General features: G+C 73.3%; 12 protein-coding genes and 1 riboswitch. Of the genes, 5 read left to right on the forward strand and 7 right to left on the reverse strand.

Annotated features, from left to right (window positions below; genetic code table 11):
- Positions 1 to 143 precede the first annotated feature (143 nt).
- Genes LCD35_RS24930 through LCD35_RS24940 form a run of 3 tightly spaced genes read right to left on the reverse strand, consistent with a single transcriptional unit; the run spans position 144 to position 3030 of the window.
- A complete protein-coding gene (locus tag LCD35_RS24930; RefSeq protein ID WP_224957509.1) occupies positions 144 to 1175 on the reverse strand; it encodes an ABC transporter substrate-binding protein in 1032 nt (343 codons plus the stop codon).
- Positions 1151 to 1960, reverse strand: coding sequence for an ABC transporter ATP-binding protein (locus tag LCD35_RS24935; protein WP_224957510.1), 810 nt, complete (start codon positions 1958 to 1960; stop codon positions 1151 to 1153). The genes LCD35_RS24930 and LCD35_RS24935 overlap by 25 nt, the downstream gene beginning before the upstream one ends.
- The gene (locus LCD35_RS24940) at positions 1957 to 3030 is read right to left on the reverse strand and encodes an iron ABC transporter permease (protein ID WP_224957512.1); all 1074 of its coding nucleotides are present in this window, start codon (positions 3028 to 3030) and stop codon (positions 1957 to 1959) included. Before LCD35_RS24940 ends, LCD35_RS24935 begins: the two co-directional genes overlap by 4 nt.
- Before the next feature lie 58 nt (positions 3031 to 3088).
- Positions 3089 to 3155: riboswitch (cobalamin riboswitch) on the reverse strand.
- 200 nt (positions 3156 to 3355) lie between these two features.
- Here LCD35_RS24940 and LCD35_RS24945 point away from each other — a divergent pair.
- Positions 3356 to 4831 (forward strand): ABC transporter substrate-binding protein/permease, encoded by a 1476-nt coding sequence (locus tag LCD35_RS24945; protein ID WP_225045058.1) that lies wholly within the window; start codon positions 3356 to 3358, stop codon positions 4829 to 4831.
- Positions 4828 to 5613 (forward strand): amino acid ABC transporter ATP-binding protein, encoded by a 786-nt coding sequence (locus tag LCD35_RS24950; RefSeq protein WP_224967159.1) that lies wholly within the window; start codon positions 4828 to 4830, stop codon positions 5611 to 5613. Before LCD35_RS24945 ends, LCD35_RS24950 begins: the two co-directional genes overlap by 4 nt.
- Before the next feature lie 87 nt (positions 5614 to 5700).
- Here the strand turns inward: LCD35_RS24950 and LCD35_RS24955 are convergent, their stop codons facing one another.
- Positions 5701 to 6126, reverse strand: coding sequence for a nuclear transport factor 2 family protein (locus tag LCD35_RS24955; protein WP_224957516.1), 426 nt, complete (start codon positions 6124 to 6126; stop codon positions 5701 to 5703).
- Positions 6127 to 6224: 98 nt separating this feature from the next.
- On the reverse strand, positions 6225 to 6683 hold the full coding sequence (locus LCD35_RS24960; RefSeq protein WP_224957517.1) for an Lrp/AsnC family transcriptional regulator: 459 nt from the start codon (positions 6681 to 6683) through the stop codon (positions 6225 to 6227).
- Positions 6684 to 6746: 63 nt separating this feature from the next.
- Here LCD35_RS24960 and LCD35_RS24965 point away from each other — a divergent pair, with 63 nt between their 5' ends.
- Positions 6747 to 7490 carry an AzlC family ABC transporter permease gene (locus LCD35_RS24965; protein WP_224957518.1) on the forward strand — a complete coding sequence of 248 codons (744 nt, stop codon included), beginning with the start codon at positions 6747 to 6749 and terminating at the stop codon, positions 7488 to 7490.
- Complete coding sequence (locus LCD35_RS24970; RefSeq protein WP_224957519.1) at positions 7483 to 7809, forward strand: branched-chain amino acid transporter permease; 327 nt, start codon at positions 7483 to 7485, stop codon at positions 7807 to 7809. Before LCD35_RS24965 ends, LCD35_RS24970 begins: the two co-directional genes overlap by 8 nt.
- Positions 7810 to 7818: 9 nt before the next feature.
- On the opposite strand, the gene LCD35_RS24975 is transcribed toward LCD35_RS24970, so the two are convergent.
- The gene (locus tag LCD35_RS24975; RefSeq protein ID WP_224977567.1) at positions 7819 to 9165 is read right to left on the reverse strand and encodes a serine/threonine-protein kinase; all 1347 of its coding nucleotides are present in this window, start codon (positions 9163 to 9165) and stop codon (positions 7819 to 7821) included.
- A 246-nt stretch (positions 9166 to 9411) separates the two neighbouring features.
- Between LCD35_RS24975 and LCD35_RS24980 the strand changes: the two genes are divergently transcribed.
- Entirely contained in the window at positions 9412 to 10278 is an 867-nt protein-coding gene (locus LCD35_RS24980; protein ID WP_225045059.1) for an alpha/beta fold hydrolase, read from the forward strand.
- An 8-nt stretch (positions 10279 to 10286) separates the two neighbouring features.
- Here LCD35_RS24980 and LCD35_RS24985 read toward each other — a convergent pair whose 3' ends face one another.
- Positions 10287 to 13157 carry a BTAD domain-containing putative transcriptional regulator gene (locus tag LCD35_RS24985; RefSeq protein ID WP_225045060.1) on the reverse strand — a complete coding sequence of 957 codons (2871 nt, stop codon included), beginning with the start codon at positions 13155 to 13157 and terminating at the stop codon, positions 10287 to 10289.
- Positions 13158 to 13321: the final 164 nt, after the last annotated feature.

Below are 13321 nucleotides of genomic sequence, written 5' to 3' on the forward strand. Positions count from 1 at the left end.
GGGCGCGGCGCCCCCCCCCCCCCCCCCGGGGGGGGGGGGGGGGCCGGGGGGGGGGGGGGGGGGGCACCCGCGCCCGCGCGGACGAGCTCTGCGCCGACCGCGACTGAGCGGCCCGCAGGCGCCCGGTCCGGTCCCGAGGCGGATCAGCCGACGCGGTCGTCGGAGCGGGGGACCAGGCCGGACGGCGGCACCAGGCCCCACCGCTCCAGCTGCGCCCGTACCTGCTCGGCGGCGTCGATGTTCAGCGGCCCGGACGTCCACATCGAGTACGGCAGGTTGAGGAACCGCTGCTCGGTGACCGCCCGCAGCCGGTCGATGCCGGGCCGCGCCCGCAGCATCGCCACCTTCTCCGCGAAGGTCTGCGGCGGGTAGTCCACGAACAGGAACGCGTCCGGCTCGGAGGCGGCGACCCGCTCCCAGGACACCTTCGTCCAGGTGTCGCGGACGTCCTCGATGGCGTTGCGCCCGCCCGCCGCGTCGATGATCGCCTGCGGCCCGCCCTTGTTCCCGCTGGAGAACACGGTGTCGCTGGCGCTGTCGAACAGGAAGATCGTCGGCTTGCGCCGCGGTTGCGGGGCGGCGCGCAGCGCGTCGAGCCGGCGCTGGACGTCGGCGTTGACCCGCGCGGCCTGCTCGGTGCGCCCGGTGATCTCGCCGAGGTTGGTGAGGTCGGTGCGCAGCGCCTGCCACGGTTCGACGATGCCGCGGGCCCTCCCAGCGCCCTGCCGGCAGCTCTCGGTCAGCACGTACCCGGCGATTCCGGCGCCGCGCAGGCCGTCCGGGGTGAGCCGGGTCGATTCGCTGTAGCCGTAGTTCCACCCGGCGACCACCACGTCGGGTCGTTGCGCCAGCACCGTCTCCCGCGAGGGGGAGGAGGGCGCGACGACGGGCAGCCGGTCCACCGCGTCCCCGTAGTGGCGGCGCAGCACGTCGGCGTCGCGCTGCAGGCTGGACACGGCGGCGACCTGCTGCTGCGCGCCGAGCGCCAGCACCATCGAGATCATGTTGCCGTCGTTGACGAACATCCGCTGCGCGGGGGCGGGGAACTCGGCGGGAGCTCCGCAGTTGTCGACGGTGATCGTCGGCCCGCCCGGCCCGCCGGGCGCGGCGGTCCCGCAGGAGGCCAGCAGGGCGGCGGCGGTGACCGCGATCAGCGTCCGGGCGTGTCGTCGCATGGTGCGTCCTCGTTCGGTGCGGCCCCGATGAGCAGGTGGGTCCTGCCGGTCCGGGGATGGGTGACGGGCGTGGCTTCGACGCCGAAGACCTCGCGGACCACCTCGGGCGCGAGCGCCTCGTCCGGTGCGGCCGGCGGGCGGGCGGTGCCCTCGTGCAGCACCAGCACCCGGTCGCAGGTGGCGGCCGCCAGCGCCAGGTCGTGCAGGCTGAGCACGCAGGTCCGGTCGGAGGCGCGCACCAGCCGCAGCAGCTCCAGCTGGTGGTGCGCGTCGAGGTGGTTCGTCGGTTCGTCGAGCAGCAGCAGCGGAGTGCGCTGGGCGAAGCCGCGGGCCAGCAGCACCCGCCTGCGCTCCCCGCCGGAGAGCCGGTCCACCGGCCGGTCCTCGAAACCGGCCAGGTCCACCGCGCGCAGCGCCTCGGCCACCGCCGCGCGTTCGGCGTCGCCGCCGCCGGACCACGGCGCCCGGTAGGGCGTGGTGCCGAGCGCGACGAACTCGCCGACCAGGAAGTCCGGCGGCAGGTCCTCCTCCTGCGGGACCAGCGCGACCCGGCGCGCCCGCTGCCGGGCGGTCAGCCGGTGCAGCGCGGTGCCGTCGACCAGCACCTCCCCGGCCGCCGGGCGCAGGATCCCGGCGAGCGCGCGCAGCAGCGTGGACTTCCCGGCGCCGTTGGGCCCGACCACGCCGATCGTCTCGCCCGCGGTGGCGCTCCAGGTCAGCTCGCGCAGCACGGTGCGGTCGCCGAGCGCGCAGCGCAGCCCGGTCACCTGCACCGGCGCGCTCACGACGCACCGCCGTAGGCGTAGCGGCGCCGCCCCAGCAGCACCAGGAACACCGGCGCCCCGATCAGCCCGGACACCACGCTGAGCGGGATCTCGGTGGGCCGCACCAGCACCCGCGTCGCGACGTCCACCCACAGCAGGAACAGCGCCCCGGCGAGCGCGGCGACCGGCAGCAGCGCCCGGTGCCGGGCGCCGACGACGAGCCGGGCGATGTGCGGGACGACGAGCCCGACGAACCCGATGCCGCCGGAGACCGCGACCAGCACCCCGACCAGCACGGCCAGCAGCACGAACAGCGCGATCCGCAGCGCCCGCACCGGCACGCCCAGCGCGGCCGCCGTGTCCGGCCCGGTGCTGAGCGCGTCGAGCCAGCCGCTGCCTGCGAACAGCGCGACGCCCGCCACCGCCACGACACCGGCGGGCAGCGCCAGCTGCGACCACTCGGCCCCGGCGAGGCTGCCCAGCAGCCAGAACAGCACCGACTGCGCGGCGGCCGGATCGGAGCTGCGGAACACCAGGAAGCTCGCGACGGAGGAGAACGCGGAGCCGAGCACCGTCCCGATCAGCACCAGCCGCAGCGGGGTCAGCCCGCCCTGCGCCACCGCGATGCCGAAGACCAGCAGCGCCGAGCACAGCGCCCCGGTCAGCGCCCCCGCCGACAGCGCCCAGATCCCGGCCCCGGCGAACAACCCCGTCGTGATCACCAGGGTGGCGCCGACCCCGGCGCCGGAGGACACCCCGAGCAGGTACGGGTCGGCGAGCGGGTTGCGCACCAGCGTCTGCATCGCGGCCCCGGCCAGCGCCAGCCCGGCGCCGACGACCACGGCCAGCAGGGCCCGCGGCAGCCGCAGGTTCCAGACGATCGTGTCGTGCACCAGGTCGGCGGGGACCCCGCCGGTGATCCGGCTCAGCAGTGCGTCGGCGACGGGACCGATCGGGAGCGGTTCGGCGCCGAACGCGGTGGACAGCCCGGTGCTGACCGGCAGCAGCGCGCACAGCAGCAGCACGACCAGCGGGGCGCGCAGCCTGCGCGGCGGTGACCCGCGCCGGGTGGTGTCGGGACGTGGCGGCACGGGGGCGGCACCCTCCTCGGGCTGGCGCGGCCCGGGTAGCGGTCGGTGCGACGGGAGGGGTCTGGCTCCCGGGCGCCTGGCCCGGTCACAGTGGCGCGACCGCTCCGAACTTCCATCGGATTCCCTCGCCGTCACCTGTTCGGGAGGATCTTAGGCGTCGGCGGGGTCTCCGGGAGCCGTGCCTGCTGTCCGCTCGGTCACAGCGCACCACCCGCTTCCTGCGACGTCCCGGATAGTGGATCATGGAGCGGGCTCCCCGCCGCTCGCCCTATGCTCCCTGCACGGTGCCGTGATCCGGGCGCTGTGGAGGGTGAGGGAGTCGCCGATGCGACATGCGCTCAAGTGCGCGGTGCTGTTCCTGATCATGGCGGTGGTCGCGCCTGCCCAGGCGGCCGCGGCGCAGGCGCCACCGGACGACCGGCCGGTGGTCAAGGTCGGCACCGAGGGCACCTATCCGCCGTTCTCGTTCCACGAAACCGGCAGCGAGGACCTCACCGGCTACGACGTCGACGTGATCAAGGCGATCGCGGACCGCGCCGGGTGGCGGATCGAGTTCGTCGAGACGCAGTGGGACGCGATCTTCCCGGCGCTGGACGCGGGCCGCATCGACGTCATCGCCAACCAGGTGTCGGTCAACGAGGAACGCGCCGCCAAGTACGGGTTGTCCGAGCCCTACACGTACTCCCGCGGCGTGGTGGTGCGCCGCACCGGCGACGAGAGCATCAAGACGCTCGACGACGTCCGCGGCCGCACCACCGCCCAGTCCAGCACCAGCAACTGGGCGCAGGTCGCGCGCGACGCCGGGGCGAACGTGGAGGCCGTCGAGGGCTTCGCGCAGGCCGCCGCGCTGCTCACCCAGGGCCAGGTGGACGCGATCGTCAACGACAACATCGCGGTGCTCGACTACCTGGCCAGCACCGGGTCGAAGGACGTGGAGATCGCCGGGGACGCCGGCGGCGAGACCAGCGAGCAGGTCCTCACCTTTCGCAAGGACGACGGCGCCCTGCTGGAGCAGGCGGACCGGGCGATCGGCGAGCTGAAGGCCGACGGCACCCTCGCCGAGATCTCCCGCGGCTACTTCAAGGCCGACGTCTCGGTGCCCGACGGCGGCGACGCCGACCTCTCCGGGCGCGAGCGCACCAGCACCTGGCAGGTGGTGGCGGGCACGGCCTGGCCGATGTTCCTGGGCCTGGTGCAGGTGACGATCCCGCTGACCGCGTTGAGCTTCGCCATCGGCCTGGCGCTGGCGCTGGTGGTGGCGCTGGCCCGGATCTCGCCGTACCGGGTGTTGTCCGGGTTGGCGCGCGCGTTCATCTCGATCATCCGGGGGACGCCGCTGCTGCTGCAGCTGTTCATCGTGTTCTACGGGCTGCCGCAGCTGGGCGTGAAGTTCCCGCCGTTCACCGCGGCGGTGATCGCGTTCAGCCTGAACGTGGCCGGGTACGCCGCGGAGGTGGTGCGCTCGGCGATCCTGGCGGTGCCGAAGGGCCAGTTCGAGGCGTCGGCGACGATCGGGCTCGGCTACTGGCAGACCCTGCGGCGGATCGTCCTGCCGCAGGCGACGCGCACCGCGGTGCCGCCGCTGTCGAACACCTTGCTGTCGTTGCTGAAGGACACCTCGCTGGGCTCGGTGGTGCTGCTGACCGAGCTGTTCCGGCAGGCGCAGCTGGCCGCGGCGGAGAGCAACGAGTTCCTCGCGCTGTACGCCTTCGCCGGGCTGTACTACTGGATCATGTGCGTGGCGATCTCGGCCGCGCAGAAGCGACTGGAAACCCGACTGGACAGGTACGTGGCGCGATGACCGAGACCGCGGAGCAGAACCCCGAACCCCGGATCCGGGTGCGCGGGCTGGAGAAGTCCTTCGACGACCGGAAGGTGCTGCGCGGCATCGACTTCGAGGCCGCGCGCGGCACTTCGACCGTCGTGGTGGGACCGTCCGGTTCGGGCAAGACCACCGTGCTGCGCTCGTTGAACGCGCTGGACGTCCCGGATTCCGGGGTGATCGGCATCGACGACGTGGAGGTCGACTTCGCGGCGTTGCCCGCCGGGAAGGCCGGGCGTCGCGAGGCGGCGCGGCTGCGCGCGCAGAGCGGCATGGTCTTCCAGTCGCACAACCTGTTCCCGCACCGCACGGTGCTGGAGAACGTCATCGAGGGCCCGGTCGTCGCCCAGCGCCGGCCGCGCGAGCAGGCCGTCGCCGAGGCGAAGGCGCTGCTGGAGCAGGTGGGGCTCGGCGACCGCGCCGACACCTACCCGTTCCAGCTCTCCGGCGGGCAGCAGCAGCGCGTCGGCATCGCCCGCGCGCTGGCGCTGGAACCGCGCGTGGTGCTGTTCGACGAGCCGACCTCGGCGCTGGATCCGGAGCTGGTCGGCGAGGTGCTTGCGGTGATCAAGGACCTGGCGGCGGCGGGCTGGACGACGGTCATCGTCACCCACGAGATCCGCTTCGCCCGGCAGGTCGCCGATCAGGTGCTGTTCCTGGACGACGGCGCGATCGTGGAGCGCGGCAGCGGCGACCAGGTGCTGGCCGAGCCGCGGGAGGAGCGGACCCGGCGGTTCCTGCGGCGCATCCTGAACGAGTGAGCCCGGTGGGGGCGTCTCCACCGGATCGCCCCCGCCGGGCCGGCGCGTCCCGCCCTCGGCGCCGGTGGCCCGCCGCGCGCGGGGCCGTCACTGCGGCGCGGGCACGAGTCCTTCGGCGACGAGCCCGGCGAACACGGCCTCGCTCAGCGCGTTGACCGCGCTCAACGGCCGCACCATCACCGTGAACTCGGAGATCAGCCCGGCCGCGTCCAGCTGGACGAGATCGATGCCGTGGACCTCCTTGCCGCCGACGGTCGCCCGGAAGATCAGCACGTGCGAGTCGGCGTCGCCGCCCGCCGCGGTCTCCGCGGTGCCCTCCAGGGCGCCCGCGTAGCGGAACTCCTCGAAGACCCGGCGGAACAGCACGTCGAACACGCCGAGCACCAGGTCCCTGCCTTCGAACGGCCGGAACTTGACCGGGCTGAAGAACCGTGGCTCGGCCGCGAACAGCGGTTCCAGCGCGGCGGTGTCGCGCCGCTCGACGGCGTCGCGGAAGCGGTCGATGGTGTTCACGCGGTCTCCTGGTCGACGAGCTGCACGGTCCGGGAGTCGACCGTAGTGCGGCCGGGGCCCCCGGTCGAGGACGAGTTCCGACGGCCGCCGCGCAGCGGTCAGTCGTCGCTCTTGACCTTGCGCATGATCAGGTGGGAGTCGACGCGGGCGACCGCGCGCAGCGCCATGAGCTTGCCGGTGAGGAACTCCTCGAACGCGGACTGGTCCTCGACGGCGACGCGGATCAGGTAGTCGGGGCGGCCGAACAGGCGGTGGAACTCGACGACCTCGTCGTACTCGCTGATCGTCGATTCGAGCTCCTCGACGGTCTGCAGGTCGTTGATGCTGATCTCCAGCGAGACCATCACCTCGAACCGGCGGCCCACCGCGGCGGGGTCGATGCGCGCCCGGTAGCCGGCGATGATCCCGTCGTCCTCCAGCCGTTTGACCCGGCGCAGGCAGGGGGCTGGGGTGAGCCCGACGCGCTTGGCGAGCTCCACGTTGGTCAACCGGCCGTCCTGGCGCAGGTGGAACAAAATGTCGTGATCAGTGCCATCGATCATCATTTGATTGCTCATAACTCGAAATTTCGGCCCTCGTCGGCAACCATATTACGCGTTCTGAAAACTATGATTGCAGGCATGACCTCGCATTCCGCCGTCCTCGAACGCTGCCCTCCCGCGCCGCCCGAACCCGCCGTGCGCCACGCCGACCTCCGGGCGGCGCTGCGGGATTCGAGCTCGGTGGGGCTGGCGCTGTTCCCGCTGGGGATCGCGTTCGGGATGCTGGTGGTGCACTCGGGGCTGGCGTGGTGGTGGGCGACGGTGTTCACCACGTTCATCTACGCGGGTTCGCTGGAGTTCCTGCTGGTCGGGCTGGTGCTGGTGGCGACGCCGCTGGCGCAGGTGGCGCTGACGGCGCTGCTGGTGAACTTCCGGCACGTGTTCTACGCGCTGTCCTTCCCGCTGCACCGGGTCACCGGCCGCTTCGGCAAGGCCTACAGCACGTTCGCGCTGACCGATGAGGCCTACGCGGCGAGCACCAGCGAGTCGGCGCGGTCCTGGACGGGCCGCCGCATCGTCTGGTTGCAGGTGCTGTGCCAGGTGTACTGGGCCGGTGGGGCCACCGCCGGGGCGCTGGTGGGGACGGTGCTGCCGTTCGAGCTGGCCGGGCTGGACTTCGCGCTGACCGCGCTGTTCGTGGTGCTGGCGGTGGACGCGTTCCGGGAGCGGCGCGACATCCCGACCCCGGTGCTGGCGCTGGTGTGCGCGCTGGTGGCGATGGTGCTGTTCCCGCAGCAGCTGCTGCCGGTGGCGTTCGGCCTGTTCACCGCCGCGCTGCTGCTGGTCCGCCTGGTCGCGCGGAAGGGAAGCGCTCGTGCCTGAGACGCCGTACCTGGTGGCGGTCGTCGCGGTGTGCACCGCCGTGACGTGGGGAGTACGGGCGCTGCCGTTCGCGGCGCTGGCCCCGTTGCGGGACAGCGAGCTGGTGCGCCACCTGGGGCAGCGGATGCCCGTCGGCGTGATGGTCGTGCTCGCCGTCTACACGGTGCACGGCACCACGGCGCCGGAGGTCGCGCCGGTGGGGCTGGCGCTCGCGGCGACGCTCGGATTGCACCTGTGGCGCGGGAACGCGCTGCTGAGCATCCTCGGCGGCACCGCGGTGCACGTGCTGCTGGTGAGCACCCTGTTCGCGACCGCCTGATGCGGACGGTCAGTCGCAGGCGATGACCGCCGGGGTGCCGGTGGAGCTGAGCTGCTTCACGTAGGCGTCGTCGGCCTGCTCGCGAGCCGCGTCCAACTGGTCGCAGGCGCTCGCCTCGTCCGCGAACGGTCCGAAGTAGACGGAGTAGATCGCCTTGCCGCTCGTGCTCGTCTTCGCCGTGGCACCGCACGGCGTCGACGGGACGTGCAGGTAGTCGGAGCCGGGGAACTCGTCGAGCAGCCGCTGCACGGTGCTCGCCTCGAACGCGGCGCCGACCACCACGGCGTAGGAGTCGTTGCAGACCGGGGTGCTCACCGGCACCGACACCCCGAGGTCCGCGTCCACCAGCGCCCCCGGCACCGCGGTGATCCGCCGGTCGTCGGTGGGCTGCCAGCGACCGTTCGGCGTCAGCGTCCACGCCGCGCTCGCCACCAGCACCGCGCCCAGCACCGCGAGGCCCGCGATCACGAGCCTGCGGCGGGACTTCCGGCGCGGTGGTTCCGCGGGCTGCCGCGCGGTCGCGGTGCGCGGCGCGGTCGGTGCGGCGTGCAGCGCGGCGCGCGCCTCATCGGCCAGCTCGCCCGCCGAGCCGAACCGGTGCGCGGGATCCTTCGCCATGCCGCGCGCGATCACCGCGTCGAACGCGGGACCCAGGTGCGGCGCGGTGGTTCCCGGCCGCGGCGGGTCGTCGTTGAGGTGCGCGCTGATCATCGCGACGGTCGCTTCGCGCTGGAACGGCTTGCGGCCGGTGAGGCATTCGTAGAACAGGCAGGTCAGCGAGTACACGTCCGAGCTCGGCTCCGCCGGCCCCTCGCCGAACCGCTCCGGCGCCATGTACGCCAGCGTGCCGACGGTGACGCCGGTGGAGGTCGCGGCCGTCCCCGTGCTCGCCGCGTAGGCGATGCCGAAGTCCACCAGGTACGCGAACCCGGTGCGGCCGACCAGCACGTTCGACGGTTTCACGTCGCGGTGCACCAGCCCGTCGGCGTGGGCGGCGTCCAGCGCGTGGGCGACCTGCTCCAGCAGGCCCACGGCCCGGTCCGGGTCCAGCGGCCCGTAGCTCGCCAGGTGCGTGGCCAGGTCGGTGCCGTCCACCAGCCGCATGTCCAGGTACAGCCGGCCGTCGATCTCCCCGTAGGAGTGGATCGGGATCACGTGCGGGTCGCGCAGCCGCGCGGTCGCCTGTGCTTCGCGCTGGAAGCGGCGGCGGAACTCGGCGTCCTCGGCGTGGCGCTCCGCGATCAGCTTGAGCGCGACGGTCCGCTGATGCCTGCTGTCGTGCGCCCGGTGGATCTCCCCCATGCCGCCGCGGGCGATCAGGCCTTGGACCACGTACGGACCGAACTGCCACTCCACCCGTGCGACTCCTCCCCTGGTGTGCCGGGGGAGAGTCTAGGAGGTGGGCGACCCGCCGATGTGCCGCGTTCGCCGGATCACGCCCGGCTGCCGGAAGGCCGCGCATCCGGTCCGACCTGCGCTGTTCCGTTCGGTCCCGCCGGTTGCGCCGATCGGTCCAGCGGGACGGCGGTGCGGCCGGGAGGTTGGTTCCGGCGCCGCGGTGTGGTGGGGTGCCAGTGGTCTTCGCGAGGAGGTGGGCGAGTGGTGGCACCGGTTTCGCCGGAGGTGCCCGGGGTCGAGCACCGGTACGTCCAGGTCGGTGGGCTCCGGGTGCACGTCGCCGAAGCGGGCTCGGGCCCGCCGCTGGTGCTGCTGCACGGCTGGCCGCAGCACTGGTACCTGTGGCGCCACCAGATCCCGGAGCTCGCGCGTTCGTACCGGGTGATCGCGCCGGACCTGCGCGGCCACGGCTGGACCGATGCTCCCGCCGGCGGCTACGACAAGGAGAACCTGGCGGCCGACCTGATCGGCCTGCTCGACGCGCTGGAGCTCGACCGGGTGCGGCTGGTCGGCCACGACTGGGGCGGCTGGACCGGTTTCCTCACCTGCCTGCGCGCGCCGGAGCGGTTCGACCGGTTCCTCGCGCTGAACATCGCGCACCCGTGGCCGTCCCGGTCGCCCGCGGCGCGGCTGAGCCTGTGGCGGTTCTGGTACCAGGTGGTGGTGGGATCGCCGCTGGGGTCGCTGCTGGTGCGCCGCACCCCGTTCATCTCCCGCGGCATCCTCGGCACCGTCGAACGCGGCGCGCTCGGGCGTGCCGAGCGGGACGCGTTCGCCGACCGCTGGCGGGATCCGGCGCGGGCGCGGGCCTCGGTGCAGCTGTACCGCACGTTCCTGCTGCGCGAGCTGCCCGCCGTGGCCCGCGGGCGCTACCGGGACTCGACGCTGACCACCCGGACCCGGCTGCTGTTCGGCACCGGCGATCCGGCGATCTCGCCCCGGCTGCTGGCGGGCTACGAACGCCACGCCGAGCGGATGGACGTGCGCTGGGTGCCCGGCGCGGGCCACTTCATCGTCGACGAACGCCCCGACCGCGTCCTCGCCGAGATCCAGGAGTTCATGGCGGAGTGATCCGGCGGTCAGCGCGGCCCGAGCAGGGCCCGCAGCCGCGGGGTGTCCGGGTGCTCGCCGAGGAAGTCGAGACGGGCGGTCGCCTGGTCCCAGCGGCGGCACGCCCGCTCGGGTTCGCCCGTCGCGCGGTGCAGTACCACCAGGTCCGCGAGCACCCACGCCACGTGGTGCAGGTCGCCGCAGCGTTCCCAGTAGTGCTGGGCCTGCACGAGGTGCTCCACCGCCGGGCCGGTCCGCCGCATCGCGGCGTGCGCACCGCCGATCGCGTGGTGGGCGGCGGCGAGACCCATGTCGTCGCCGAGCTCCCCGAACAGGTCCAGGCCGGGCAGGCCGTGCTCCAGGGCCCGCTGCTGTTCGCCGATGCCGTTGCACGCCCAGCACAGGTAGACCAGCGAGTGCGCTCGACCGTACCGCTGCCCGGGAGCTTGGAAGTGCTCCAGCGCCCGCCGGTGGTGCGGGATCGCTCGCGCGGGGAGCCCGAGGCAGGTGTAGGCCCACCCGATGCTGTTCTGCCGGAAGGCCTCCCGCGACGGGTCGCCGGATCGCTCGCCCGCGTCGGACAGCAGGGCCAGCGCCTCGGCGTAGCGCTGCGCCCGCAGGTACCCGTTGGCGAGGTTCAGCTCGGTGATCTCCACGGCGTCCGGTGCCTCGGTGCGCCGCGCCGCCTGCAGCGCGATCACGTGGCTGCGAATCCAGTCCGCGTGCAGGCTGCGCAGGTTCAGGAAGTCCGTGCTCGCCCAGGCGAGGCGCCAAGCGTGCTCGGGAAAGCCGTGCTGCTCCGCGATGTCGACCGCACCGAGCAGGTTCTCGCGGTTGCGCTCGAACCAGCGCAGCGCCTCGTCACGGCCGCCGGGACGGTCCGGTTCGACGTCGTTGTCCGGTGGTCCCGGCACGATCGCGCGAGCCTGCTCGGTGATCAGCGCCGCGGCGCCCGCAGCGGAGTGCAGGAAGTGGTCGAGCAGCCTGCGCCGGGCCGCGTAGCGATCGGTGTCGAGCAGTTCCTCGTCCGCACAAGTCCGCGCGTAGTCCAGCGACAGGTCCGAGAGCCGGTAGCCGTGCTTGTCCGGCTGGTCCAGCAGCCGCAAGTGCGCCAGCCGGTCCAGCAGTTTCCCGGCCTCGGCGCGCGGCAGGCCGCTGAGGGCGGCGGCCCCGGACATCTCGATCACCGGCCCCGGGTGCAACGACAGCAGGAGGAACAACCGCTGGGCCTGCGGGCCGAGGTCGTCGTGCGCGGTGGCGAAGGTGGCGCGCAGTGCGAGGTGCCCGTCGACTTCGAGCGCGTCGATGCGGTGGTGCCGGATGTCGGCGATGGTCTCGGACAGCGACGCGGCGGGGTGCCTGCTCGCGATGATGCCCGCGATGCGCAGCGCCAGCGGCAGATCTCCGCACAGGGCGGCGAGTTCGTCCAGTTCCGCCTCCGACGCGGGCCCGGGGTTCCCCGGGCGGCCCAGCGCAGCGTGCAGCAGTGCGATCGAGTCGGCCCGGGGCAGCGGTGGCAGTTCGATCCGGCGGGCGTCGTGGTGCAGCGCGAGGCTTTCCAGCCTGCGGCTGCTGGTGACCACGACGAGGCATCCGGGATGACCGGGCAGCAGCGGCTGCACCTGCTCGGCGCTGCGCGCGTTGCTCAACAGCACCAGAACCCGGCGGCCGGCCAGCGCGCTGCGCAGGCCTGCCGCCAGGTAATCCACTGTGGAGCGTTCGGGGACGTCGGAGTCGAGGGCGGCGAGGAAGTCGCGCAGCACTCCGGCGGTCGCGTGCCGGTCCAGGCCCTGGAGGTTCGCGTAGAGCTGTCCGTCCGGATAGCGATCGGCGAGCCGGTGCGCCAGCTGCAGCGCGAACGTGTGCTTCCCCGCTCCCGGCAGGCCTTCCACGATGAGCAGCCACGGTGGAACTCCCGGCGCGTCCTCCACCGCGGACAGCAGGCCGGCGAGCGCGCGGTCCCGTCCGACCGGGTGGGACGGCACGGCGGGCAGCTGCCGTGGTCGCATCGCCGGACGCGAACCCCCCGCTGCCGCACCGCCCTGGCGTGGCTGGCGCACGAACTTCCCCGCGGACCCGGTGGTCCGGGAGAGCCCACCGCTCGGCAGTCCCCGTTTGGTCACCCCACCGGCGAGCGTCCACTGCGCCTCGCGTTCCGCGCCCGCCGTGCGCGGCCGTACGATCGGATCGTCCTGCTGCAGCAGCGAGGTGTGCAGTGCGCGGAGCCGGGCGGGCAGGTCAGTCCCTTCTTCACGGTAGGTGGCGGACACTTCCACCACGTAGTCCCGCAGCCTGCGCAGCTGACCCGCGGCGGCGAGCGCCCGCATCCGCAGGGCCACGATCTCCTCGTCGAGCTCGTGGTCCGACGGCACCCAGTCCAACTCGTTGAGCGCAGCCGACACCTGGCCTGAGTCGAGCAGGGTGCCGGCCAGAAGCCGGACACCCGCGATGCGGTCCCGCTCCAGCTGGGTGCGGAGTCGGTGCAGTCCCGGGCCGTCCACCCCGGCCAGCAGTTCGGACCCGCACTCGCCCAGCGCGCGGCGGCAGTGCTCCTCCACCTCGGTGCCGCTCGACTGCCGCGCCCGGTCCAGGTGGTGCCGGAACCGGTGGTAGTCCACCAGTTCGGGAGCCACGTCGAGCCGCCAGAACCCCGGCTTGGCGCGCGGCCAGTGCACCCCGTCGCCGCGGACTTCCGCGCGCAGCGTCGAGATGTAGCGGTACAGCGACTCCATCGACGGAGGGTGCTCGCCCCACACCTTGTCGACGACGCTGCGCTGCGACACCGCCTTGCCGGGGTTGACCAGCAGCACGACGAGGATTCCCAGCAGGCCGGGCCGCAGCTCGACCAGCTCACCGGAATCGGCACGCACCTCGACCGGGCCCAATAATCGGAACTCCATTCAGTTCCCCCTTCGAGTACCGCGCAGCGTTCAGTGAAGCACCCGATCCGCCGCGGGGAAGCGTTCATTCGGCGCAAGCATCCATACGGCGGTCCGGTTCACCGTCCAGCGGACGTACCTCCCGCTGCTCCAGCGGGCGTTCCACCCCGGTCCCGCACCGTGGG

The organism is Saccharopolyspora sp. 6V, from assembly GCF_020176785.1.
Classification (GTDB): Bacteria; Actinomycetota; Actinomycetes; order Mycobacteriales; family Pseudonocardiaceae; genus Saccharopolyspora_C; species Saccharopolyspora_C gregorii.

Bases quoted from the DNA above. Each gene is read 5' to 3' on its own strand.
- LCD35_RS24930 (WP_224957509.1), bottom strand. From the start codon at position 1,175: ATGCGACGACACGCCCGGACGCTGATCGCGGTCACCGCCGCCGCCCTG.
- LCD35_RS24945 (WP_225045058.1), top strand. From the start codon at position 3,356: ATGCGACATGCGCTCAAGTGCGCGGTGCTGTTCCTGATCATGGCGGTG.
- LCD35_RS24950 (WP_224967159.1), top strand. From the start codon at position 4,828: ATGACCGAGACCGCGGAGCAGAACCCCGAACCCCGGATCCGGGTGCGC.
- LCD35_RS24960 (WP_224957517.1), bottom strand. From the start codon at position 6,683: ATGAGCAATCAAATGATGATCGATGGCACTGATCACGACATTTTGTTC.
- LCD35_RS24965 (WP_224957518.1), top strand. From the start codon at position 6,747: ATGACCTCGCATTCCGCCGTCCTCGAACGCTGCCCTCCCGCGCCGCCC.
- LCD35_RS24985 (WP_225045060.1), bottom strand. From the start codon at position 13,157: ATGGAGTTCCGATTATTGGGCCCGGTCGAGGTGCGTGCCGATTCCGGT.